Here is a 23,192-nt window from a genome sequence, read left to right as displayed (position 1 = left end):
CGAGAGTGAGGGAGCATGGGAAACGTGACCACATTGCCGAGGAGCCGGGCGCTGACCCGCGACGACCTCGACGCGATGCCCGATGACGGGCACCGCTATGAGCTGCTCGACGGGTCGCTGATCGTGACCCCAGCGCCATCGCATCGACATCAGCGTTCCTTGGTGCGCCTGGTTTCCATCCTGTTGCCATTGGTGCCCGACGATCTGGAGATGTTGTTCGCGCCCTTCGATGTCGCCCTGGCGGCCGATACCGTGTTGCAGCCGGATCTGCTGATCGGGAGCCGGGCGGATTTCACCAGCCGAGACCTGCCAGTCGCTCCGCTGCTGGCCGTCGAGGTCCTGTCCCCGAGCACCCGGCGGATCGACCTGCACACCAAGCGCGCCCGCTACGAGGCGGCCGGCTGCCCGTCCTACTGGGTGGTCGACCCCGACGACCCGGCGATCATCGCCTGGGAACTGCGCGATGGGCAGTATGCCGAGGTCGCCCGGGCCCGCGACACCGAAACCTTCCGCGTGACCGCGCCCTTCCCCGTCGAGTTCCGGCCCACGGACCTGACGGTCTGACAACGATCAGGACAGCCCGGAGCCGATCGCGGTTCCCAAGACGATGGCGGCATCGGTGTCCCGATCCTTATGCCGTGCTCCAGCGAGTGCCGCGGCGCCGTCGTGCAGGAACATCGGCACCAACCGTCGGTCCGTATGCCGCGCAACCGCTTCCGCGAAAGCGTTATAGATCTCGACGTGCCCGAGCGGGGCGTAGGTGCCGAGCTGATCGGCATACGGCTGACCGGTCTCGTCCACATAGGTCGCCAAGGCGATCGACACCGCAACGGGGCCGTCCCCACTCGGGATCATCGGTAGGAGTGCCCGCACCATCGTATCCAGCACCTCCTCCGCGCCCACGCGTCCAGGAGCCGGCACCTGGACTGGCGCGCCCGCGAGAAGTGCTGATTGCACCCGACTAGTCTTGAGATTCGTTCCGCCGCAGTCGATCGCGACACCGTCGTCCAGAAGTGATGCCGCGCCGCGGAGGACGAGTGACTCCGGTTCGGGCGCGAGCGTGAGGTCGACCCGGACACCGGCGGTGTCGAGAACACGCCGAGCCTCGGCAACCATCCGTGCGCCAACCTCGCCCCGGACGTTCCCGCCGCCAATGACGATGCGTCGCACGCGCGCCCACCGATCCCACCGCTCGTCGGGCCAATCCGGGCGCACGACACGGGCAGCCACCGGGCCGGTGACCAGCGTGTAAACCAGCGTCCCCAGTGCCTCGCCGAGGCGGGCCGCGACCCGAAGCCCACCGGCATACGCATCGGAGTCGGTCGCGTTCTGCAGCAAGACATCCAGTCCGCGCGGCCAGTCGATTGCTGCGACCATGAGTTCCGGAGTGACCTCTCGGCCCGGCGGCAGGCTGGGCACGTCGATCCCGAGCCCGCGGATGCCGGCGACGACATCCGGCTCGGTCTCGATCAGCCAGGCGATGCTCCACGTCGCCAGCCAGTCATGGGCCGGAGCCCCCGCGAAGCCGGCCGTCACACCCGGGATGTCCACGAGGACCACACGGTTCAGGCTGGGACTGACCGGGAGACTGTCGGCACGGAAGGCTGTCATCACCGTCGATTCTTACCTACCAGCTCCCTTGACTTGTACGACAAGCTTCACGGATAACTGTACGGCGAATTGGTTGTACAAATGGAGGCACGTGTCGGCCAACGAACCGATCACCCCTCGGCCGGGGTCAAGCCCGCCGCCCGAGAGCTTCGTCGGCCGGGCCCGGACCACGCGCATCGCGGGGCGGCCCTACAAACGTCATGGCTCGCCGAGGATCCGTGACGGATCGCGAGCTACCGCCACCTGCTGACCGCGATCTGGGACAACCTCGACGCCGCCGACAAGGGGGTTGCCCCGCAAGGGACGGAGCACCTCGAGGCTCCGCTTGTGGCGCGGGGCCGGACCCGGCCGATTGTGGTCTTCGTTGAAAACCTGGACCAGGTGCTCGACCAGATCGGCGAGAATGGCCGACAACGTCTGCGCCACCTGCTGCAAGACCGCGTCTTAGCTTAGCGGGCGCCTACACGTCAGCAGGGCGCCTCACCGATGCGAGGTCGCGACACCCTGGTCTCGCGCAACAGCCTCGCCGGCGCCTATCGGTGGGCCGGGCGTTTCGGTGACGCCGTTCGGATGGGCGAGCATGCCCTGGCCGACTGCGAGAGAGTCCTTGGCCCAGATCATCCAGACCCTCTGGCAACCCGAGATAACCTAGCCGGCGCCTACCGCCTCATCGGGCGCCTGGACGAGGCAGTCCACCTGTGCGAGCGGACTCTGAGCGAACGTAGCCGGGTCCTGCGGCGAGATCAGCAGCCGAGTAGCCGCGCCGCGAGATAGCCCTCGACCTGGTCGAGGCCGATCCGCTCCTGGCTCATCGTGTCGCGCTCGCGGATCGTGACCGCCTGGTCCTCCAGCGTGTCGAAATCGACGGTGATGCAATAGGGCGTGCCGATCTCATCCTGGCGACGGTAGCGGCGGCCGATCGCCTGGGCGTCATCGAAGTCGACATTCCAGTTGCGGCGCAACGTTTTTGCCAGATCACGCGCCTTCGGAGACAAATCCGCGTTGCGGGACAATGGCAGCACGGCAACCTTGACCGGGGAGAGCCGCTTATCCAGGCGCAGCACAACGCGCTTGTCGACGCCGCCCTTGGTGTTGGGGGCTTCGTCCTCGGCATACGCATCGACGAGGAAGGTCATCAGCGATCGGGACAGGCCGGCCGCGGGTTCGATGACGAACGGGGTGTATTTCTCGCCGCTCGCCTGGTCGAAGTAGACCAGGTCGGTGCCGGAGTGCTGAGAGTGCGTGCCCAGGTCGAAGTCGGTGCGGTTGGCGATCCCCTCCAACTCGCCCCACTCGGAGCCGGCGAAGTTGAACCGGTATTCGATGTCGACGGTCCGCTTGGAGTAGTGCGACAGCTTCTCGGTCGGGTGCTCGTAGTGGCGCAGGTTCTCGGCGCGGATGCCGAGGTCGGTATACCAGCGGGTGCGCTCGTCGATCCAGTACTGGTGCCACTCCTCGTCGGTGCCCGGCGGGACGAAGAACTCCATCTCCATCTGCTCGAACTCGCGGGTGCGGAAGATGAAGTTCCCCGGCGTGATCTCGTTGCGGAAGGACTTGCCCGTCTGGGCGATGCCGAACGGCGGCTTCATCCGGGCGGCATTCATCACGTTGAGGAAGTTGACGAAGATCCCCTGCGCGGTCTCCGGCCGCAGATAGTGCAGCCCGGACTCGTCCTCGACGACACCGAGGTGGGTGCGCAACAGCCCGTTGAACTCCCGCGGCTCGGTCCACTTGCCGCGCGTGCCACAGTTGGGGCAGGCGATCGTCGCCGGCTCGACGGTGTCCGGGTCGATTTCCTTGCCCTTCTTGGCCTCCCGCTCAGCGACGGCCTCCTGCAGGTGGTCGAGCCGGAAGCGCTTGTGGCAGCTGAGGCATTCGACCAGCGGGTCGACGAAGGCGTCGACGTGGCCGGATGCGCGCCACACCTGCGGCGGCAGGATCACCGAGGAGTCGAGACCGACGATGTCGTCGCGGCTGGTGACCATTGCCCGCCACCACTGCCCGCGGATGTTCTCCTTCAGCTCCACCCCGAGCGGCCCGTAGTCCCACGCCGAGCGCGTGCCGCCGTAGATCTCCCCGCAGGGGAAGACGAAACCGCGGCGCTTGCAGAGATTGACAACGGTGTCGACGGTGGAACTCTCCTGGGCCATGCCGCCAGGTTATCCGGGTGCGCGTGCCCGCCCCCAATTGCCTCAGCCCGTGGCCGCCGCCAGCTGCCCGCAGGCGCCGTCGATATCCGAGCCGCGCGTGTCCCGCACGGTCGTCGGTATGCCGTGGGCTCGCAGCCGCTCGACGAACTGCTGCTCGACGCCGGCGCGCGAGGCCGTCCAGCGCGAACCCGGGGTCGGGTTGAGCGGGATCGGGTTGACGTGCACCCACCCGCGGCCGCGGGCGGTGAGCTTGTCTCCCAACAGGTCCGCGCGCCAAGCCTGGTCGTTGACGTCCCGGATCAGGGCATATTCGATGCTCACCCGACGCCCGGTCACCTGGAAGTAGCGGTGGGCAGCATCGAGCGCGTCGTCGACCTTCCACCGGGTGTTGATCGGCACCAACTCTTCGCGCAGCTCGTCGTCCGGGGCGTGCAGCGAGAGCGCGAGCGTGACCGGAATCCCTTCTGCCGCCAGCCGATCGATCGCCGGCACGAGCCCCACCGTCGACATTGTCACGCCGCGCGCGCTCATGCCGAGCCCGTCCGGCGCCGGGTCGACCAGTCGGCGGATCGCGCCGATCGCGGCGCGGTAGTTCGCCAGCGCCTCCCCCATCCCCATGAACACGACATTGCTGATCCGGCTGTGTCCGTATGCCGCGGGCTCACCCCGGGCGCCAGGCTCCGGGTCGTCGTCCGCTTCACCGCCGAGATCCGTCTCGCCACCGAGTGCCGCCTCGCCACCGGCGGCTGCCTCGCCACCGAGGTCCGCGCCGTCCCCCGGCAGCGCGACCGGCACGTGCCGGTCGCGCAGCTCCCGAGCCGCCCCGAGCACCTGTTCGACGATCTCCGCGGTGCTCAGGTTGCGGGTGAGTCCGGCCTGTCCGGTTGCGCAGAACGGGCAGTTCATGCCGCAGCCGGCCTGGCTGGAGATGCAGATCGTCGTGCGCCGCGGATAGTGCATCAGCACCGACTCGACCAGCGCGCCGTCGTGCAACCGCCACAGCGTCTTGACCGTCGCACCCCCGTCGGCGGTGAGCACCCGCACCGGCGTCAGCAGCGGCGGCAGCAGCGCTGCGACCAACTCGGCCCGGATCGCCTTGGGCAGGTCGGTCATCGCCTCTGGGTCGACGGTGAGCCGCTCGAAGTAGTGTGTCGACAACTGCTTGGCTCGAAAGCCCTTGTGCCCCAGCGCCTCCAGCGCCGCGCGTCGCTCGCTCGGATCGAGATCGGCCAGGTGCTGCGGGGGCCGGCCCCGCCGGGGCGCCGTGAACGTCAGTTGCCCGGGGCGCGGACGTCCCGGCAACCCGGCAGGTTCATCGGGCCCAACCGCGTCCTCGGCCATCACGCGACCGGGGCGAGCAGGAGGAGTGCCGCCCAGCAGACCGGGGCGGTCATCAACAGCGAGTCCAGCCGGTCCATCATTCCGCCGTGTCCGGGAAGCAGATTGGACATGTCCTTGATCCCCAAGTCGCGCTTGATGCTCGACTCCATCAGATCCCCGACCGTGGCGCAGCAGGCGACGACGACACCCAGTGCGGCCCCCCCGGCCCACGGTCCGTCCAACAAGAGCGATACACAGGCCGCCCCGGACACCGCGCAAAAGGCGACCGACCCGGCGAAACCCTCCCACGACTTCTTCGGCGACAACCGCGGCGCCATCGGATGTTTGCCAAAGAGCACGCCCGCGGCATACCCGCCGATGTCGGAGCAGACGGTGGTGAGGATGAAGGTGACCGTGCGAGCGAGCCCGTCATCCTCGGCGAGCATCATTGCGGCGAAGCCGCCGAGGAAGCACGGATAGAGCGCGACGAGGAAGCCGGCACCGACATCGCGGGCCGCCCCCTGCACACCGTCGAGGAAGCGCCAGATCAGGATCGTCATACAGGTCAACCCGAAGGCCACGGTCAGCGCCTCCGGCCCGCGCTGTTGAGCCGACAGGATCATCGCGACCGCGCCGACGATAACCGGCAGCAGGGGAACGGTGATGTCCCGGTTTAGCAAGGCGTGTCGCATCTCCCAGGCACCGACCACCATCGCGGCAGCGATCACGTAGCCGAAGAGGTCCTTGTCGATCGCGAGCGTGCCGAGCACCAGGGTCGCCAGTGCGACACCGACGCCGATCGCGTGCCCGAGGTTGCGGCCGGCACGGCCAGGCGCGGGCGTGGTCGACGGTCCGGTGGCCGGCGCCGCCAGAAGCGGAGAATCGCTCATCGGCCGCGCTCAGACCTCGAGTAGCTCGGCTTCCTTGTGCTTCAACAGATCATCGACCGTCTCGACATACTTCTTGGTCGTCGCGTCGAGTTCCTTCTCGGCCCGCTTGCCCTCGTCCTCGCCGACGTCGCCGTCCTTGATCAGCTTGTCGAGATCGTGCATCGCGTGCCGGCGCACATTGCGGATGGCGACCTTGGCGTCCTCGCCCTTGTGCTTGGCGATCTTGATGTATTCCTTGCGCCGCTCCTGGGTCAGCTCGGGCATGACGATCCGGATGATATTGCCGTCGTTGCTCGGATTCCCACCGAAGTCGCTGTCCCGCAACGCTTTCTCGATGTTGTGCATCGCGCCGCGGTCGAACGGGTTGATCAGCAGGACCCGTGCCTCGGGCACGGTGAACGACGCCAGTTGCTGCAGCGGGGTCGGCGCACCGTAGTAGTCGACCATGAGCTTGGCGAACATCGCCGGGTTGGCGCGACCGGTGCGGATGCCAGCGAAGTCCTCTTTGACCACCTCGACGGTCTGCTCCATCTTCATCTCGGCCTCGAGCAGGGTCTCCTCGATCATCCTTGGCTCCATTCCTTCGTATGCTGCACGCTGGCCTCAGTCTGTCACCCCGCGACCCGCAACCGACGGCGCGCGGGTCGTTCTCACGCCGACGTGACGAGCGTACCGATCGGCTCCCCGCGAACGGCGCGGGTGATATTGCCCGCGCCCTCCATGCCGAAGACGATCATGTCGAGCCCGTTGTCCATGCAAAGGCTGAAAGCCGCCGCGTCGACGACCTTCAGGCCGCGGCGCAGCGCCTCGGCATAGGTCAGCTTGTCGAACTTGCGCGCCTGCGGGTTGGTGCGCGGGTCGCTGTCATAGACCCCGTCGACGCCGCTCTTGCTCATCAGCACGGCATCGCACTTGATCTCCAGCGCGCGTTGGGCGCTGACCGTGTCGGTGGAGAAGAACGGCATACCGGCGCCGGCGCCGAAGATCACCACGCGGCCCTTTTCCAGGTGGCGGATCGCCCGCCGGGGAATATAGGGCTCGGCGACCTGGCCCATCGTGATCGCCGTCTGGACGCGGGTGTCGATACCTTCCTTCTCCAGGAAGTCCTGCAGCGCCAGGCAGTTCATGACGGTGCCGAGCATGCCCATGTAGTCGGCGCGAGTGCGGTCCATGCCGCGCTGTTGCAACTCGGCGCCGCGGAAGAAGTTGCCGCCGCCGATCACCACGGCGACCTGGATGCCCTCGTGCACCGCCTCGGCGATCTGGCGGGCGATCCCACGGACCACGTCGGGGGCCAGGCCAATGCCGCCGCCGCCGAAGACCTCCCCGGAGAGTTTGAGCAGCACCCGGCGATATTCGCCGTGCAGAGGGGGGGTCGAGGCAGGCGCGGGAAGGGTGGTGGTCACGGCACTCCTGACGGCAGGCGGCGGCCAGCTGGTCCTGGCGCGGCGGTCAATCTTCGCACAGCGTTGACCAAGCCTCTCGCCACGGGCTAATGTCGAGCGGACGCTTAAATAGATAGATCGAAGGAGGCGTCATGGCCACGAGCGGTCCCCGGCGAGGCACGCGCGGCGGTGACGCCCGGTCGGCGGCCACCCGGGCGGCGCTGCTGACCGCCGGACATGCCGCCCTGCGGGAGGTGGGGTATGCCGCAGCGAGCGCTCGCGAGATCGCCGGCCGCGCGCAGGTCCCCCAGTCCCAGGTCTTCTACCACTACGGATCCGTCGCGGGCCTGTTGCTCGCTGTCCTGGACGAGGTCAGCGCGCGGCGGATGACGGCATGCGAGAGCCTGATTGCCGGCGAGCCCGACCTCGAGAAACTCGTCGAGGGCGTCGAGCAGGTCGTGCGCACCGACCTGGCTGCCGGCGACGTCGCCGTGCTGGTCGAGATGATCTGCGGAACCCGCTCGAGCCCCGAGCTCGCCGCGGCCGTGGCCGAGCGCCTCGAGCCCTGGCACGCCTTCGCCCGCGACGGAGTGCGCCGGGCAGTGCGGACCCACCCGCTGGGGGCGCTGGTCCCGGTGGACGACGCCGCCCATGCCCTTGTCGCCGGCATCCTCGGGATCGAGCTGCTCGCCCTGCTGGAGGGCTCGCACGAGCGCGCCGACGCGCTCATCGACCGGGCTGTCGGCGTCGCCACCCTGGTAGGCATGCTCGGCGCCCCCGCAGCAGTCGCTTCGGCCGGGTCGGAGGAGTCATGACGACGGCACCGGGTCCGGCCCGGATCCGATGGCGCGGCTTGGCTGCCTGGGCGCTCTTCGGCGCGCTCGCGGGGCTCAGCGTTCTCGGGATACTGACGATCGGGATCTTCGTGGCGCCGTTCGCTCTGGTGCTGCTCGCCATCCTCCTCAGCCGGAGGGTCCCGCACGCAGCGCCCGGGATCCTCGCCGGCCTCGGTGTGCTCCTGGTGTGGGTGTCCTGGGTCAACCGGATCGAGTCGGCGGCCACGTGTTCGGGCAGCAGCGACACACCGGACACCTGCAGCCGCGTCGTCGTCCCGTGGGTGTGGCTGGTCCCGGCTCTGCTTTGCCTCGTCGCCGCGGCGCTTCTGTTGACCCGATCCCGGCGGGTGCCAGACTGACCCGGTGGACGAGGACCTCGTCGAGCGGGTGCTGCGCGCGGTGGAGCAGATTCCCCGCGGGCGGATCGCGTCCTATGGCGACCTCGGCGGGATCGTCGGGATCGGCCCGCGACAGGTCGGCTGGGTGATGCGCCATTACGGCTCGAACGTCACCTGGTGGCGGGTGACCAACGCCGCGGGCGACCTACCGGCGCCCCTGCGCGACGAGGCCCGCCAACGCTGGGCGAGGGAGGGAATGCTGGTGAAGCCCAACGGGTTAGGGCTGCGCATCGCCGACTACCGCGCCGACCTGGCGATCCTCGCCGACGCCTACGACCGGGCCGTGGCCGACCTGCCGCCACGCTGATCCCGGGCCCGGCGCGACCGACCCCCAGACGCGCGTATGCCGCGCACCCGGGCGGGTGCGCGGCATACGGGATGGGGTATGTTGGGATGCATCGTTGGTCAGGCTCCGACGCGGAACCGGACGAACTCCTTGGCCTGGGCGCCGGCCTCGTCGAGGACCTTGGCGACGGTCTTCTTGGGATCCTTGGCGAAGGCCTGCTCGAGCAGGACGTTCTCCTTGAAGTAGCCGTTGACCCGGCCCTCGATGATCTTGGGCAGGGCGGCCTCGGGCTTGCCCTCCTCGCGGGCGGTGGCCTCGGCAATGCGGCGCTCGTTCTCGACGGTGTCGGCGTCGATCTCCTCGCGGGTCAACACCTTGGGGCTGAACGCGGCCACGTGCATGGCGACGTCGCGCGCGACGCTCTCGTCGCCGCCCTCGGTCGCGACCAGCACACCGATCTGCGGGGGCAGGTCGGGGCTGGTCTTGTGCAGGTAGGCGACGACGTGCTCGCCGGTGACCCGGCCGATGCGCTTGACGACGATCTTCTCCCCGATGGTCGCGTTGGCGCCGTCGAGCAGTTCCTGGACGCTCTGGCCGTCCTCGAAGGTGCTGGCCAGCAGGGACTCGGCGTCGGTGGCCTCGGTGTCGATCGCCTGGGTGAGGACCTTGTCGGCCAGTTCGACGAACTTCGGCGCCTTGGCGACGAAGTCGGTCTCGCATAGGACCTCGACGAGCGTGCCCACGCCGCCGTCGGCCTTGGCGGTCACCAGGCCGTTGGAGGTGGTGCGGCCTTCGCGCTTGGTGACGCCCTTAAGGCCCTTGACGCGCAAGATCTCGGTGGCCTTGACGCTGTCGCCGTCTGCCTCGTCGAGGGCCTTCTTGACGTCCATCATGCCGGCGCCGGTGGCCTCGCGCAGCGCCTTGATGTCAGCGGCGGTGTAGTTCGCCATGGAAGTTGGTGCCTTCTTTCGTTCGGTTCGGCGGATCAGGCCTCGGCGTGGGCGTTCTCGGCGGCGGCATCGGCCGAGGCCGACTCGTCGCTTGCCGCGGAGTCGTCGGCGGCCGCGGCCGGCGAGATGGTCGCGTCGGCGTCGGCGTCGACGCTGTCGGCCGACACATTGCTGCCCTCGTTGTCGGGGCCGGCCTCGGCGAGCCCGCTGTCGGCGGCGTCCGTGGTGGGTTCGACCGGCTCCTCGGTCGCCGGAGCGACCTCGCCGGCCTCGACGCTGGCGACGGCGTCAGCGCCGAGCAACTCACGCTCCCACTCGGCCAGCGGTTCGTCGATGGCCACACCGGCGCTCTCGGCACCGGCGTTTGCGCGGGCCCGGCTGCGCTGGATGAGGCCGTCGGCGACGGCGTCGGCGATGACCCGGGTCAGCAGGGTGACCGAGCGGATCGCGTCGTCATTGCCGGGGATCTTGTAGTCGACCTCGTCGGGGTCGCAGTTGGTGTCGAGGATCGCGATGACCGGCAGGCCGAGCTTGCGGGCCTCGTCGACGGCGAGGTGCTCCTTCTTGGTGTCGACGATCCACACCGCGGACGGGACCTTGGTCATGTCGCGGATGCCGCCGAGGGTCTTTTCCAGCTTGTCCTTCTCGCGCTGGAGGATCAGCAGTTCCTTCTTGGTGTAGCCGGAACCGGCGACCTGGTCGAAGTCGATCTCCTCGAGCTCCTTCAGTCGGGCCAGCCGCTTGGAGATCGTCGTGAAGTTGGTGAGCATGCCGCCGAGCCAACGGTGGTTGACATAGGGCATCCCGACGCGGGTGGCCTGCTCGGCGACCGGCTCCTGGGCCTGCTTCTTGGTGCCGACGAACAGGATCGACCCGCCGTGGGCGACCGTCTCGCGGACGAACTCGTAGGCGGCGTTGATGTAGTCGATCGACTGCTGCAGGTCGATGATGTAGATCCCGTTGCGCTCGGTCATGATAAAGCGCTTCATCTTGGGGTTCCACCGGCGGGTCTGGTGCCCGAAGTGCACGCCGCTCTCCAGGAGCTGGCGCATGGTGACGACGGCCATGCCGTTGTCCTCCTCGTATGTCGTTGTGTCAGTTCCGTCGGCAACGTCGCTTCCGCGAGGGGCGTCGCTGCCTGCCTGGTGCCTGCATACGCACCCCGCCTCTCGCTTGCGCGAGGGACTGATGTGGTGCGCCCCGGGCTCGGACCTCGGTCGTCACACGGCGAGAAGGCACGCGAATTCGACCAGCCGGAGCCAGTCGTGCGTCCACTGTATCGCGCGCCCCTGGCAGGGGACGAATCGGCACGGGGTGTGCGTCAAGCTTGCGGTGCCAGCGATGGTGATGGTGGGCCAGGCTGATGGTGGGCCACACAACGTGTTCGCGGCCGGACTGGTGGACTTCGGGTGATCAGCTGTGGCCGGGCGAGGGCGGCGGTGTATATCCCACCAGGTCTGCTCCTGCGCGCAGCAGCCGGTCGACGCGATCCTCGACGCGCGGGCCGACCTGCAGACGGTGCCGTATACCTCACCTATTGCCGGACACCCCCATGCTGACCTGCGGCGCCGACCTGCACATGGGCGGTTTGACCGGGTCCGAGGCGGTGCGCCGCTGGCCCGAGCCGTTGACGTTCGCATGGTGAGACGTGCGACTGGCGACTTGGCGTGCTCATGGTCGGAGCCGCGCGGGTCGCAGCGGCCTACAGCCGGGCGCGGAGCCAGGCGAAGTCGGCGAGATGCTGCTCGGCAGCGCCGGGGCTCTCGCAGATGACCGGGGCACCCGCGGCGCGGACGATGTCGACGAATCCGGCTTGGTCGATCTTTCCGGCCCCGAAGTTGGCGTGCCGGTCGGCGCCGGAGTCGAAGCCGTCGCGGCTGTCGTTGGCGTGCACGAGGTCGATGCGTCCGGTGATGCCGCGGATCTTGTCGACGGCCGTGTCGAGCTCGATCCCGCCCGCCCAGGCGTGGCAGGTGTCCAGACAGAAGCCGACGCGGTCGGCGCCCTCGGCCCGCGAGATCGCGTCCCAGACCCCGGCGATCCGGTCAAGGTGGCGGGCCATCGCGTTGTCGCCGCCGGCGGTGTTCTCGATGAGCAGCGGGATCTTGAGGTCGGTCGCGTCGATGGCCTTACGCCAGTTGTCGAAGCCCACCGCCGGATCGGCGTTCTTGTCGACGTGTCCGCCGTGGACGATGAGCGCCTTGGCGCCAATCTGGGCGGCCGCGTCCAGGTGCTGCTGTAGCAGCTTGCGCGAGGGGATGCGGATCCGGTTGTTGGTGGTGGCGACGTTGACGATGTAGGGCGCATGCACATAAAGGTCGACGCCGGCGGCCGCGGCATCCGCGCGCAGGGCGTCGGCGCCGCCGGCATAGGCGATCACCGGGCCCTTATAGCTCTGCGGCTCGCCGAGGAAGAACTGCACCACGCTCGTATGCCGCTCGCGCGCCCGCTCGATCGGATCCTCCTGCGGCACGTGGGCGCCGATGGCCGGGGTCGGGGCGATACCGGGAGCCAGGCCGGCCCCCGGCCGGAGGGCGGGCCGGGCACTGGCTGCCGTTGAGCGGTCGGTCGCTGTGATGTCGGTGGCCGCCCTCTTGGCTGGCGCTCGGTCGGTTGCTGCGGTGTCGGCTGGTGCGCTAGGGGCTGGTGCACTGGTGGTCCGGGCGCCGTCGGTCATGCCACAAGTATCGCCGAGCCGTCCGACAGCCGCGGTTGTCCACAGCCGTCGCCGGGCAGCCTGGACAGTTATCCACAGGTGCACTGGGGTCGGCTTGGCATCGGTCCATGAGGCGGGGAAGGTGGAGGCATGACCGCAGCATCCGCACTCGCCGCCCTCGTTCTCTTGGGCACGATCGCTGGTGTCGCGGGTGACGCCGCCGGCGAGACCCCTCCCCTCGGTGCCCCGGCGGCGGGTGCACGGCCCGCGGGGGGTGATGCCGCGCGCAGCGGGCCGGTGTGGGCGTGGCCGCTGCCGCCGATCCCGCGGGTCGTGCACCCCTTCGATCCGCCGCCGCAGCCGTGGAACGCCGGCCACCGCGGCGTCGACCTGGCCCCGGCGGGCGGTGGTGGAGAGGTGCCCGTCACCGCAGTGGACGACGGCGTCGTCACGCACGCGAGCATCCTGGCCGGGCGTGGCACGGTCAGCGTGCTGCACGCCGGCGACATCAAGAGCACCTACGAGCCGGTCGACATCACGGTCGTCGTCGGGCAGCAGGTCGCCCGCGGCTCGCCGCTGGGCACGCTAGCGAGCGCGGGAAGCCACTGCGCGCCGATTGCGTGCCTGCACCTCGGTGGGCTGCGCCGCGACAGCGCCGGTGCGTGGAACTACTTCGATCCGCGGTTCCTGCTGGCCTCGGTCGAGATCGTGCTGCTGCCCACGGGGTGATCCGGGCGCACGGGGCGATCCGGGCGCGCGGGGCGCCGGGCGAACGGGCGGGATCCGGGCAAACGGGGCAGCTTCAAGTTCGTCAATCCGTCGGCTCGGGAGCGCCAGTTGGCTAAGGGGCCCGCTCGGGACTGCCGGTCAGCTCACGCGATCGTGCGGAGGCGGGCCATCCGGGTGACCGCCTCGGCGAGCACCTCGTCGCGTTTGCAGAAGGCGAAGCGAACCAGGCTGCGTCCGGCGTCCGGGTCGTCGTGGAAGACCGAGACCGGCACTCCCACGACTCCGACCCGGTGCGGCAGGTCGCGGCAGAAGGCGAGCGCGTCGGTGACGCCCAGGTCGGCGACATCGGCGATGACGAAATAGGTGCCGTCGGGCACGCTTACGCGTAGCCCGGCCTCGGTCAGGCCGGAAACGAGCAGATCGCGCTTGTCGCGCAAGGAGTCGGCGAGCGTGCTGAACGTGGCGTCGGCCAGCCCGAGTCCGCGGGCGATCGCCGGCTGGAACGGGCCGGAGCCGACATAGGTGAGGAACTGTTTGACGCCGCGGACGGCCGCCACCGCCGCGGCGGGGCCGCTGACCCAGCCGACCTTCCACCCGGTCGTCGAGAACGTCTTGCCGCCGGAGCTGATCGTCAGCGTGCGCTCGGCCATCCCGGGCAGCGTGGCCATCGGGATGTGCTCGGCGCCAAAGGTCAGGTGCTCGTAGACCTCGTCGGTGACCACCCAGGCGTCGTGCTCGCGCGCCAGGGTGGCGACAAGGTCGATCTCGGCGCGGGTGAAGACCTTGCCGGTGGGGTTGTGCGGCGTGTTGAGCAGCACCATTCGCGTGCGCTCGGAGAAGGCCGCACGGAGCGAGGCCTCATCGACCGCGAAGTCGGGGAAACGCAGCACGCTGGTGCGCCGGGTGGCGCCCGCGAGGGCGATCGTCGCGGCATACGAGTCGTAGTAGGGCTCGAAGGTGACCACTTCGTCGCCCGGGCCGCACAGCGCCAGGACGGTGGCCGCGATCGCCTCGGTCGCCCCGACCGTGACCAGGATCTCCGTCGCCGGGTCGAGCGCGAGGCCATAGAAGCGGTGTTGGTGGGCGGCGATGGCCTGCAGCAGTTCGGGCACCCCGGGTCCGGGTGGGTACTGGTTGCGGCCGGAGTCGATCGCCTCCTTGGCCGCGGCCAGCACCTCGGCCGGCCCGTCGGTGTCCGGGAATCCCTGGCCGAGGTTGATCGAGTCAGTGGCGAGCGCGAGCGCCGACATCTCCGCGAAGATCGTCGTCCCGAAGGCCGCCAGGGCCGGATGGCCGGCGGGGCGCCGTCCCGGGGAAGGCGCGGTCATGGTTGACCTGGACCCGGAGGCCGGGGACATCGTCAGCCGCCGGTGGTCGGATAGGGCCAGGGCTGGCAGCCCTCCAGGCCGAGGGTCTGTTGCAGCATGATCGGTGCCTTCGCCCCCGGAGTCGGGCAGTTCTGGTGCGGGTGCGACAGGCCGTGGCCGACCTCGTGGTTGATCAGATAGATGCGATACAGGCCGAGGTCGGTGTAGAACTCCACGCCCGAGGCCCAGCGCATCGCGTTGATGACCGCCCGGCCGTGGCGATTGCAGGACACCTTCCCCAGCGTCTGCAGGGGGGCGCACAGCTGGTCGGTGAGCGCCGGGCTCGCCAGCGTCACGCGCACGTCGGGGGTCGCGCCGGCGGCGCGCTTGGCGGGGTCGAGCGCGACGAAGTGGACGCCGTCCGCGACCTCCCAGCCCCGTTCGTCGCTGAGGATGGTGCGCACTTGGGAGGCGAAACCGGCCGCGTCGATCCCGAGTCCGCCCTCGACGTCGACCCCGAAGGTGATCGTCTTGCCGGTGCGGGTCGTGTCCGTGCCCGGGACGGTGACCATGGTCAGCTTGCCGTCGCCTTGTTGTGGCACCGTGGTCGGGTCGCTCCCCGGGGTCGCGCTGCTTGACGCCGAGGCGCTCGCCGACGACGCGCTCGGACTGGCCGCCCCGGTGGCGCTGGCGGCACCGGCGGGCCCGCCCGCCGCGTCGGCCGCACTGGCCGTGCCGTCGCCCCCGAAGACCCGGCTGAGCACCCATGCCAATAGCAGGAAGCCGAGGCCCCCCAGGATCAGGGTGCGGCGCAGCCGGCGCCGGCGCTGCGGGCTCATCGGTCGTCGCGGCGGAAGGTCCGGCGGCATCGGGCGTCGCTCAGGCGCGTGGGTGGGCGCGGACATACGACTCCTTCAACCGTTCGATCGAGACGTGCGTGTACAGCTGGGTGGTCGCCAACGATCGATGACCGAGTAACTCCTGCACCATACGCAGATCGGCGCCCCCATCGAGCACATGCGTCGCGGCCGAATGCCGCAGGCCGTGCGGCGCGAGATCGGGTGCGTCGGGAACCCGGGCGATGCTGCGGTGGACGACCCGGCGCACCTCGCGCGGATCGATGCGCCCGCCGCGCGACCCGAGAAAGAGCGCGGCGCCGGAGCGTTCGCCCACCAGCGACGGGCGCCCCGTGTGGAGCCAGTCCTGCGCGGCGGAGCACGCCGGTCGCCCGACGGGGACGATCCGCTCCTTGGCGCCCTTGCCCAGCACCCGGACCAGGCCCTGGGTGCAGTCGAGATCGTCGACGTCGAGCGCGGTCAACTCCCCCACCCGGATGCCGCTGGCATAAAGCAGCTCGACCATCGCCCGGTCCCGCATCGCGAGCGGATCCCCGTCATCGGCGGCCACCGCGGCCGCCTCGAGCGCCGCGCCCGCCTGGCCCGTGGTCACGATCGCCGGCAGGCGGCGGGAGGTGCGGGCCGCGACCAGGCGCTGCGCCGGGTCCCGCTCGATCAGGCCGGTGCGACGCGCCCACGCGTAGAAGGTGCGCACGCTCGCCGATCGCCGTGCCAGCGTGGAGCGGGCGAGGCCGGCACGGGACAGCGCCCCGAGCCAGGCACGCAGGTCGGCCAGCTCGGCCCCCAACAGCGTCCGGTCGCTGTCACCGCCGTCAGCGCTGTCACGGCTGTCTCCTCCGTCAGCGCTGCTCGTCGCGGCACGGGAACTCGTCACCGTCCGGGACGGCCCGGACAAGAACGCGGCCAAGGCGTTCAGGTCCTGGGTGTAGGCGCGGACGGTGTTCGCCGACCGGCCGCGCTCGAGGCGCAGATGCGCCCCGAAGGCGGCGATGACCTCGATCGACTCGCCGGGAAGGGGGATCGTCGCGCACGTCGAGTCGTCGTGGCGAGGCACGGGGTCAGAGTCGCAAAAACCGGGGCCGGGATCAAGGCGCCACGCGGTGACGGCGAGCCCACTTAGTCACCCCACAAGGTTCTGCGCTCGCAGGTGCCCACGCCGAGCGTGGGACCCAACTCCGACGCGCTGCGGGGACCCCGACAAGCGCCAGGCCGCGCCCTAACCCACCTTGCTTGGCCGGCGCCACCGCCCCTCCACGCGCGCTGCCAGGCCGGCGAGCTCCAGCGACCCGAGTGCGGCCCGGACGGCGGCCGGCTCCCGCGCGCACCGCTCGGCGATCGCCTCCACGGATGCGGCATGCCGCAACGGCAGGACCTCCCATACCGCCCACTGCTCGGGCGGCAGGACGTCGCTGGCGACGTCCTCCCCGCGCGGCGCTTCGGCGGCGTCCCGGCCGAGGTCACCGACCAGGTCGGCCGCCTCGGCGGAATCGGTCACCAGCATCGCCTTTTGGTCGCGGATCCACTGGTGACAGCCGGCGCTGGCCATGGACGTGACCGGCCCGGGCACGGCACCGACCGGTCGGCCGAGCGTGATCGCGCTCCCGGCCGTCGCCAGCGACCCGGAGCGCAGGGCGGCCTCGACGACGATGACCCCGCGAGTCATCGCGGCGATCAGCCGGTTGCGCTGCAGGAAACGGCCCCGGAAGGGCGCCGAGCCGGGGGGCAGCTCGGTCACGACTGCACCGGCGCGAGCGATCTCGGCAAGCAGCGTGGCGTGCGCGGCGGGATAGGCGCGGTCGATGCCGCAGGCCAGGACGGCGATCGTCACTCCCTCGGCCGCCAACGCGCCCCGGTGGGCGGCCGCGTCGATCCCGAACGCGGCCCCGGAGACGATCGTGAAGCCCCGCTCGCTCAGGCCCGCCGCGATCTCGCCGGAGCGGTCGACGCCGTATGCCGTGGCGGTCCGCGACCCGACCACGGCAACGCTGCGCCGACAAACCGCGGCCAGGGCAGCGCTGCCGCGCACCCAGAGGCAGTGTGGCGGCTGCTCCAGGTCGTTCAGGCCGGCCGGCCACTCGGCGTCGGCGGGGGTGAGGATGCGGGCGCCGAGGCGCTCGGCGATGTGCCGGTCATCGATCCACTCCTCCCCCCGGCGCAGCCGGGCCAACCGCGGCCGCAACCGGTCGAGTGCGCCGGACCCGGCAGCCATCTCCTCGATGACCCGGACATAGCCGATCCGGTCGAGCTCGGCGGCCACGGCCTTATCGCCCGGCTCGGCCAGCCGCGCGAGCAGGATGCGGGCGCTCCGCTCGTCCAGGGCAGCCGCCACCGCGATGCGGCTCGCCACCGGCCCGGCACTCATGCCACGCCCAACTGCTCGCTGGTCCGCAGGGCCAGCGCCATACCGACGTCCTCGGCCGTGGGCGATCCATGACCGACCAGGTCGGCCTGGGTCCAGGCAAGCCGCAGAGTGCGGTCATAGCCCCGCAGGGTCAGCCGACCCGCCTCAAGCGCCCGGTCCAGGCCGGCGGTCACGGCGCGGGACAAGGCGTGCGGCCCCAGCCGCAAGGCGGGGCCGGGCACATCGGCGTTGCGCTCCCACCCGTGGGCACGCCACCGCTCGGCAGCCACCCGGCGCGCCGTGGTCACCCGTGCGGCGACCGCGGCACTCGACTCGCCGGCGACGGTCAGGGTGCGCGAGCGGCGCACCGCCGGGACGTGCACCTGCAGGTCGACGCGGTCGAGCAGCGGGCCGCGCAGGCGGGCGGCATACGCGCGTCTGCGCATCGGCGTGCACGAGCACTGGAGGGCCTTGCCCGAGCCCAGTCCGCACGGGCACGGGTTGGCGGCCAGGACGAGCTGGAAGCGGGCGGGGAAGGTCACCGTGTCGCGGGCCCGGGCGATCGTGACCGAGCCGCTCTCCAGCGGCTGACGCAGGGCCTGGAGCACATCGATGCGGAACTCGGGAGCCTCGTCGAGGAAGAGCACGCCGCGATGGGCCATCGACACCGCGCCCGGCCGGATCGGTGCGGATCCGCCGCCGACCATGGCCGCGAGGGAGCTGCCGTGGTGGGGCGCGACGAACGGCGGCGTGAGGTCGAGCCCGGCGCCGGAGCGGGTCTCGCCCTTGAGCGAGCGCAGCGCCAACACTTCCAGCGCACCCTCCACGGACAGCGGGGGCACCACCCCGACCAGACGCTCGGCGAGCATCGTCTTGCCGGACCCCGGTGGCCCCATCAACATCAGGTGATGCCCGCCCGCGGCGGCCAGCTCGACCGCCGCCCGGGCCTCGCTCTGGCCGGCGAGGTCGGCCAGGTCGGGGACCGAACGCCCCGCGACCGCGCTCGCCCGGGGCAACTCGGGCATCGGCCACCGCTCGGGCGCGCCGAACTCGCGGTAGCAGCCGATCACCTCGGGCAGTCCGGCGACCGGATGGATGCGCAGCCCCTCGACCAGAGCCGCCTCGGCGGCGTTGGCCACGGGCACGACCGCATCGGTCACCCCCTCCTTGACCGCGCAGCTCAGCGCCGGCAAGACCCCGCTGATCGCGCGCACCGACCCGTCGAGGCCCAGCTCGCCAAGGTGGACCACCGCCGCGCACAGGCGCGCGGAGAGGACCTCACCGGCGGCGAGGATCGCACAGGCGATCGCCAGGTCGAAGCCCGTTCCGGACTTGGGCACCGACGCCGGCGAGAGGTTGACGACGATCTTCTTGGTCGGCAAGGGTGCGCCCGCCGAGGAGCAGGCCGCCCGCACCCGCTCGGGGGCCTGCCGGCAGGCCGCATCGGGCAAACCACTGACGATCAGTGCGGGAAGGGCGTTGGTCAGCTGGGCCTCGACCCGGATCGCATAGCCCTCCAGCCCATGCAGGGCGATGCTCGTTGCGCTGCCGAGGATCACGGGATCACCCCGCGCACGTGGTGGACGCGCCCGCCCGTGGCTTCGAGGACCACCCCGATGACATCGATGCGCATCGGGCGGCCACGCTCGGCCGGGTGGCCCTGCAGCCACGCTCCGGCCAGTTGCCGCAGCCGCCGGTGCTTGGGCGGGGTGACTGCCTCCACGGGATCCCCCAGGCCCAGGCCGCGGCGGGTCTTGACCTCGCAGATCACCAGCTCAGGCCCGTCGATGGCGACGATATCGATCTCGCCGGACGGGCAGCGCCAGTTGCGCTCCACCACCTGCCAGCCGAGCCCGGCGAGATAGCGGCTAGCCATCTCCTCACCGAACGCGCCCACCGATTGGCGCGTCGTCCCCCACGGTGGCGTCACCGTCATCCCCCGCACCCCCTGCCGAGTTAGCTGAGGTCAAGGGTGCGCCACCACGGGCCGCGAGCGCCAGGATCACTGGCTGAGCCTGTGCACAACTGCGAAGGCTGGACCGCCGGCCCTGTGGACAACCGTGGGACCGCCCGGATTACACCGCCCGGATAACAGGGCCGGATCACACCGATCGGATCACAGGCCCGGATCACAGCCCCTTGGGCACCTCGAGGTCTGGCTTGGCGAGTTCTTCGACGTTGACGTCCTTGAAGGTGATCACCCGCACCGACTTCGCGAACCGGGCCGGACGATAGATGTCCCACACCCACGCGTCGGTCATCGTCACCTCGAAATAGACCTCGGCCCCCTCGCCGCGAACCTGCACATCCACGCCGTTGGCGAGATAGAAGCGCCGCTCGGTTTCGACGACGTGGCTGAACAGCCCGACGACATCGCGATACTCGCGATAGAGCGCGAGCTCCATCTCGGTCTCGTACTTCTCGAGGTCTTCGGTGCTCATCGGAAGGATCCTTCGTGCTGGAGGCCGTCGACCGGCGGGCCGAGGCAGTAATTATTGCTATCACTGGCCGGGTCGTCGCCGATGCCGCTATCACCGCTCGCGCACTCGCCCACAGGGCTCACCAGACCCGTCGGGCTCACCAGGCCCGCGGCATCGACCAGACCCACGCCATCGACCCGACCCGGCAGTTGCCAGGAGCGCCGGTGCATCGGGCACGGCCCGTGAGCGCCGAGGGCGGCGAGGTGCTCGGGAGCGGCATACCCCTTGTTGTCGGCCCAGCCATAGGCGGCGTGCACGTCGGCATAACCGACCATGAGCCGGTCTCGGGTGACCTTGGCGAGCACGCTCGCGGACGCGACCGAAGAGCATTTCCGGTCGGCCTTGATCATCGTGGTCACCGCCGGGGACGACGTCACGCGCGTCAACGCGAGCAGGCCGACCTCCATCGGATCGGTCAGCCAGTCGTGATTGCCGTCGAGGATGACCAGGTCCGGGGTGAGCGGCAGCTGGGCGAGCGCGCGTCGCCCGGCCAGCCGGAGAGCGGCGATGATGCCGATCGCGTCGATCTCGGCGGGCCAGGCGTGCCCGACGGCATACGCAAGCGACCACCGTTGGATGCGCGGCACGAGCCGGGCCCGGGCGGCGGGAGCGAGGAGCTTGGAGTCCTTGACTCCCGTCGGGGCGGAGCGGCAGGTCGGGTCGATGACGACGACGCCGACGCTGACCGGCCCGGCGAGCGCGCCCCGGCCGACCTCGTCCATACCGGCCAGCACGGGAAAGCCGTCGCGCTGCAGGGCACGCTCGACCCGCAGCGACGGTTTGCGCGGCGGGGAGGTCGTCATTCCTCGGGCCGCGGCGGGACGTCGGCGAAGGTGGCGTCGTAGTTGCTCAGCCAGCTGATGCGGTTCAGTGGCCAGATCGTCGCGACCGCTCGGCCCACGACCAGGTCCTCCGGCACCGAGCCGTCGCTGCCGTCAGCGCTCGGGTCGTGCAGCCGCGAGTCGCTGGAGTGACCGCGATTGTCGCCCATCACCCAGATCTTGCCGGCCGGCACGGTGATGTCGAACTCGATGTCACTCGGCTCCTCGCCCAGCTTGATGTAGGGCTCGTCGATCGCCTTGCCGTTCACCTCAAGGCGACCCTTGCTGTCGCAGCAGGAAACCTGGTCACCGGGAAGCCCGATCAGCCGCTTGATCAGGTGGCCCTCCGAGCTGTCCGGCAGCAGCCCGACAAAGGTCAGCCCCGAGCGAATGGCGTTGAGAACAGCGCCGCGATCGGTCTGCTCGGTCGGTGCCAGCCAGTCTCCGGGGTCGGCGAAAACAACGATGTCGCCCCGTTTGAGGTCGATCGGGCTCGGCGTCAGCTTGCTGACGATCACCCGGTCGCCGCGCACGAGGGTGTTCTCCATCGACTCTGAGGGGATGAAGAACGGCTGGACGAGAAAGGTTTTGACGAGGAAGGACAAGACGATGGCGATCGCGGCCACGGTGACGAATTCACGGAGGGCGCCAAACGTGCGCCACCACGCGGAGGCGGGCGGCTTGTCCTCAGCTGCGCCCTCACCAGCGTCCGCACGGGTGACGTCAGGAGCGTCGGCGCCGGCGGCTGTGGCTGCGGGCGCCTCCGGGTCTTCCTCGGGCGGGGCCGAGCGCTGTTGGTCGTCGTCGGGCTCGACGCTCATCGCCCACCCACTGTCGCCGACGGGCCGCCGAGCCGGTCGAGGGGCCAATACCGCACCAGCGGCGGCCCGATGACGTCCTCGACGGGAACCATGCCACCGCCGGGGTCACCGAGATGGGCGCGGGAGTCGGCCGAGTTCTCGCGATTGTCACCGAGCAGGAAGAGCCGCCCGCTGGGGACCTGCACGTCAAATTCCGTCGTGCTCGGCTCGACACCAGGGGCGAGATAGGGCTCGGCCAGCGGGGAGCCGTTGATCGTGATCCGTCCCTGCGCATCGCAGCAGGCGACCCGCTCACCGCCGAGCCCGACAACCCGCTTGACGTAGTCCTTTTCGTCGACATTGATCCCGAAAACCCGGGCTACCACCGCAACGACCTTGCCGACACCGGAGTCGAAGCGGGTCGTGGGGTTGCCGCCGAAGGTGTCGGTGCCGTCGAAGACGACGACGTCTCCGCGCTCGATGCTGTGGTCGAGCTTGTTGACGATGATCCGGTCACCGACCTGCAGGGTGGGGATCATCGACCCGGAAGGGACATAGAAGGACTGGGCGACGAAGTTGCGCAGGAGCGCCACGAGCACGAGCGCGAGCACCAGGTGGACCCAGACCGGCCACGGCTTGCGCCGCCGGCTGGGGGTGCCCGAGGCGGCACCGGTGGCACCGGCCGCGGAGGGTGGTGGCGCCGTGGTCATAGGGGAAGCAGCCTAACCCGCGTTCCTGGCAAGCTTGTCGAAGCCGGTCCGGGGTCGGCCTGGTTGTTCAGTTCCCGGCTGTTCAGTGTCCGGCCGGGGTCTCGCGGCGTTCGCGGATGCGGGCCGCCTTGCCGCGCAGGTCGCGCAGGTAGTACAGCTTGGCGCGGCGCACGTCACCGCGGGTGACGACCTCGATCTTGTCGATGATCGGCGTGTGCAGCGGGAAGGTCCGCTCCACCCCGACGCCGAAGGAGATCTTGCGGACGGTGAACGTCTCGGCGACGCCGCCACCGTGGCGGCGGATCACGACGCCCTGGAAGACCTGGATGCGAGAGCGGTTGCCTTCGATGACCTTCACGTGCACCTTGACGGTGTCGCCGGCGCGGAAGGCGGGTAGGTCCTCCTTGAGGGAGGCCTGGTCGATCTGGTCGAAACGCTGCATGGCAGGTCGCTTTCTCGTGGCGCCACAGGTCGCCACCGTGGTGATCTGAATGTCGTATGCCGCTCCGCCGGCCGCGCGATCATGCTCGCTCCCCCTGTGGCAGGGGCCCGTCGGTGGTGGAACGCCAAGGGTCAATCTTGCCAGAGCCGGACCCGTGCGTGAAATCGGCGCCGACGCGCTCGCAACCCTGTGCGAAACGCTGGTGTCCGCGGCCCGTCTGGTA

The 23,192-nt window shown here is 70.2% G+C and carries 27 protein-coding genes; 6 read left to right on the top strand and 21 right to left on the bottom strand.

What is annotated here, in order from left to right:
* Positions 1 to 15 precede the first annotated feature (15 nt).
* Positions 16 to 564 (top strand): Uma2 family endonuclease, encoded by a 549-nt coding sequence (locus V9G19_RS25655; protein WP_462288224.1) that lies wholly within the window; start codon positions 16 to 18, stop codon positions 562 to 564.
* Between the two features lie 6 nt (positions 565 to 570).
* Here the strand turns inward: V9G19_RS25655 and V9G19_RS25650 are convergent, their stop codons facing one another.
* Complete coding sequence (locus tag V9G19_RS25650) at positions 571 to 1,611, bottom strand: hypothetical protein (protein WP_462288223.1); 1,041 nt, start codon at positions 1,609 to 1,611, stop codon at positions 571 to 573.
* 198 nt (positions 1,612 to 1,809) lie between these two features.
* Entirely contained in the window at positions 1,810 to 2,046 is a 237-nt protein-coding gene (locus tag V9G19_RS25645) for a hypothetical protein (protein ID WP_462288222.1), read from the bottom strand.
* Between the two features lie 51 nt (positions 2,047 to 2,097).
* Here V9G19_RS25645 and V9G19_RS25640 point away from each other — a divergent pair, with 51 nt between their 5' ends.
* Complete coding sequence (locus V9G19_RS25640) at positions 2,098 to 2,385, top strand: tetratricopeptide repeat protein (protein WP_462288221.1); 288 nt, start codon at positions 2,098 to 2,100, stop codon at positions 2,383 to 2,385.
* On the opposite strand, the gene V9G19_RS25635 is transcribed toward V9G19_RS25640, so the two are convergent.
* From V9G19_RS25635 to pyrH, 5 genes are all read right to left on the bottom strand, one after another.
* The gene (locus V9G19_RS25635) at positions 2,355 to 3,761 is read right to left on the bottom strand and encodes a glycine--tRNA ligase (RefSeq protein WP_462288220.1); all 1,407 of its coding nucleotides are present in this window, start codon (positions 3,759 to 3,761) and stop codon (positions 2,355 to 2,357) included. The two genes, V9G19_RS25640 and V9G19_RS25635, sit on opposite strands and share 31 nt — an antisense overlap.
* Before the next feature lie 42 nt (positions 3,762 to 3,803).
* Complete coding sequence (gene rlmN, locus V9G19_RS25630) at positions 3,804 to 5,102, bottom strand: 23S rRNA (adenine(2503)-C(2))-methyltransferase RlmN (RefSeq protein ID WP_462288219.1); 1,299 nt, start codon at positions 5,100 to 5,102, stop codon at positions 3,804 to 3,806.
* Complete coding sequence (locus V9G19_RS25625) at positions 5,102 to 5,971, bottom strand: phosphatidate cytidylyltransferase (protein WP_462288218.1); 870 nt, start codon at positions 5,969 to 5,971, stop codon at positions 5,102 to 5,104. The genes rlmN and V9G19_RS25625 overlap by 1 nt, the downstream gene beginning before the upstream one ends.
* Positions 5,972 to 5,980: 9 nt before the next feature.
* On the bottom strand, positions 5,981 to 6,538 hold the full coding sequence (gene frr / locus V9G19_RS25620) for a ribosome recycling factor (protein ID WP_462288217.1): 558 nt from the start codon (positions 6,536 to 6,538) through the stop codon (positions 5,981 to 5,983).
* A gap of 83 nt (positions 6,539 to 6,621) precedes the next feature.
* Entirely contained in the window at positions 6,622 to 7,377 is a 756-nt protein-coding gene (gene pyrH / locus V9G19_RS25615; protein ID WP_462288216.1) for a UMP kinase, read from the bottom strand.
* Between the two features lie 131 nt (positions 7,378 to 7,508).
* Between pyrH and V9G19_RS25610 the strand changes: the two genes are divergently transcribed.
* Genes V9G19_RS25610 through V9G19_RS25600 form a run of 3 tightly spaced genes read left to right on the top strand, consistent with a single transcriptional unit; the run spans position 7,509 to position 8,897 of the window.
* Positions 7,509 to 8,171: a TetR/AcrR family transcriptional regulator gene (locus tag V9G19_RS25610; RefSeq protein WP_462288215.1), complete on the top strand. Its 663-nt coding sequence runs from the start codon at positions 7,509 to 7,511 to the stop codon at positions 8,169 to 8,171.
* On the top strand, positions 8,168 to 8,551 hold the full coding sequence (locus tag V9G19_RS25605) for a hypothetical protein (RefSeq protein WP_462288214.1): 384 nt from the start codon (positions 8,168 to 8,170) through the stop codon (positions 8,549 to 8,551). Before V9G19_RS25610 ends, V9G19_RS25605 begins: the two co-directional genes overlap by 4 nt.
* Before the next feature lie 4 nt (positions 8,552 to 8,555).
* Positions 8,556 to 8,897 (top strand): MGMT family protein, encoded by a 342-nt coding sequence (locus V9G19_RS25600; RefSeq protein ID WP_462288213.1) that lies wholly within the window; start codon positions 8,556 to 8,558, stop codon positions 8,895 to 8,897.
* 98 nt (positions 8,898 to 8,995) lie between these two features.
* Here V9G19_RS25600 and tsf read toward each other — a convergent pair whose 3' ends face one another.
* The 3 genes from tsf to V9G19_RS25585 all read right to left on the bottom strand — a co-directional run bounded on the left by tsf (position 8,996) and on the right by V9G19_RS25585 (position 12,503).
* A complete protein-coding gene (gene tsf, locus V9G19_RS25595) occupies positions 8,996 to 9,826 on the bottom strand; it encodes a translation elongation factor Ts (RefSeq protein WP_462288212.1) in 831 nt (276 codons plus the stop codon).
* Between the two features lie 35 nt (positions 9,827 to 9,861).
* Complete coding sequence (gene rpsB / locus V9G19_RS25590) at positions 9,862 to 10,893, bottom strand: 30S ribosomal protein S2 (RefSeq protein ID WP_462288211.1); 1,032 nt, start codon at positions 10,891 to 10,893, stop codon at positions 9,862 to 9,864.
* 635 nt (positions 10,894 to 11,528) lie between these two features.
* The gene (locus tag V9G19_RS25585) at positions 11,529 to 12,503 is read right to left on the bottom strand and encodes a deoxyribonuclease IV (protein ID WP_462288210.1); all 975 of its coding nucleotides are present in this window, start codon (positions 12,501 to 12,503) and stop codon (positions 11,529 to 11,531) included.
* Positions 12,504 to 12,632: 129 nt separating this feature from the next.
* Between V9G19_RS25585 and V9G19_RS25580 the strand changes: the two genes are divergently transcribed.
* Positions 12,633 to 13,211: a peptidoglycan DD-metalloendopeptidase family protein gene (locus V9G19_RS25580; protein ID WP_462288209.1), complete on the top strand. Its 579-nt coding sequence runs from the start codon at positions 12,633 to 12,635 to the stop codon at positions 13,209 to 13,211.
* Positions 13,212 to 13,354: 143 nt separating this feature from the next.
* Here V9G19_RS25580 and V9G19_RS25575 read toward each other — a convergent pair whose 3' ends face one another.
* From V9G19_RS25575 to rplS, 11 genes are all read right to left on the bottom strand, one after another.
* Positions 13,355 to 14,539, bottom strand: coding sequence for a pyridoxal phosphate-dependent aminotransferase (locus V9G19_RS25575; RefSeq protein WP_462288208.1), 1,185 nt, complete (start codon positions 14,537 to 14,539; stop codon positions 13,355 to 13,357).
* Positions 14,540 to 14,571: 32 nt separating this feature from the next.
* Complete coding sequence (locus V9G19_RS25570; protein WP_462288207.1) at positions 14,572 to 15,423, bottom strand: DUF3152 domain-containing protein; 852 nt, start codon at positions 15,421 to 15,423, stop codon at positions 14,572 to 14,574.
* Complete coding sequence (locus V9G19_RS25565) at positions 15,398 to 16,429, bottom strand: tyrosine recombinase XerC (RefSeq protein ID WP_462288206.1); 1,032 nt, start codon at positions 16,427 to 16,429, stop codon at positions 15,398 to 15,400. The genes V9G19_RS25570 and V9G19_RS25565 overlap by 26 nt, the downstream gene beginning before the upstream one ends.
* A 162-nt stretch (positions 16,430 to 16,591) precedes the next feature.
* Positions 16,592 to 17,737 carry a DNA-processing protein DprA gene (dprA, locus tag V9G19_RS25560; RefSeq protein WP_462288205.1) on the bottom strand — a complete coding sequence of 382 codons (1,146 nt, stop codon included), beginning with the start codon at positions 17,735 to 17,737 and terminating at the stop codon, positions 16,592 to 16,594.
* Complete coding sequence (locus V9G19_RS25555) at positions 17,734 to 19,275, bottom strand: YifB family Mg chelatase-like AAA ATPase (protein WP_462288204.1); 1,542 nt, start codon at positions 19,273 to 19,275, stop codon at positions 17,734 to 17,736. Before V9G19_RS25555 ends, dprA begins: the two co-directional genes overlap by 4 nt.
* The gene (locus V9G19_RS25550; RefSeq protein ID WP_462288203.1) at positions 19,272 to 19,652 is read right to left on the bottom strand and encodes a YraN family protein; all 381 of its coding nucleotides are present in this window, start codon (positions 19,650 to 19,652) and stop codon (positions 19,272 to 19,274) included. The genes V9G19_RS25555 and V9G19_RS25550 overlap by 4 nt, the downstream gene beginning before the upstream one ends.
* Positions 19,653 to 19,845: 193 nt before the next feature.
* A complete protein-coding gene (locus V9G19_RS25545) occupies positions 19,846 to 20,157 on the bottom strand; it encodes a DUF2469 domain-containing protein (RefSeq protein WP_462288202.1) in 312 nt (103 codons plus the stop codon).
* Positions 20,154 to 20,999, bottom strand: coding sequence for a ribonuclease HII (locus tag V9G19_RS25540; RefSeq protein WP_462288201.1), 846 nt, complete (start codon positions 20,997 to 20,999; stop codon positions 20,154 to 20,156). Before V9G19_RS25540 ends, V9G19_RS25545 begins: the two co-directional genes overlap by 4 nt.
* The gene (lepB, locus tag V9G19_RS25535; protein WP_462288200.1) at positions 20,996 to 21,838 is read right to left on the bottom strand and encodes a signal peptidase I; all 843 of its coding nucleotides are present in this window, start codon (positions 21,836 to 21,838) and stop codon (positions 20,996 to 20,998) included. The genes V9G19_RS25540 and lepB (V9G19_RS25535) overlap by 4 nt, the downstream gene beginning before the upstream one ends.
* Positions 21,835 to 22,527, bottom strand: coding sequence for a signal peptidase I (gene lepB / locus V9G19_RS25530; RefSeq protein WP_462288199.1), 693 nt, complete (start codon positions 22,525 to 22,527; stop codon positions 21,835 to 21,837). Before lepB (V9G19_RS25530) ends, lepB (V9G19_RS25535) begins: the two co-directional genes overlap by 4 nt.
* A gap of 82 nt (positions 22,528 to 22,609) precedes the next feature.
* Positions 22,610 to 22,969, bottom strand: coding sequence for a 50S ribosomal protein L19 (gene rplS / locus V9G19_RS25525; protein ID WP_462288198.1), 360 nt, complete (start codon positions 22,967 to 22,969; stop codon positions 22,610 to 22,612).
* Positions 22,970 to 23,192 lie beyond the last annotated feature (223 nt).

The sequence above is a fragment of the Nostocoides sp. genome (genome assembly GCF_037045025.1).
Classification (GTDB): domain Bacteria; phylum Actinomycetota; class Actinomycetes; order Actinomycetales; family Dermatophilaceae; genus Nostocoides_A.
This window is presented reverse-complemented; position numbering and strand designations above follow the sequence as displayed.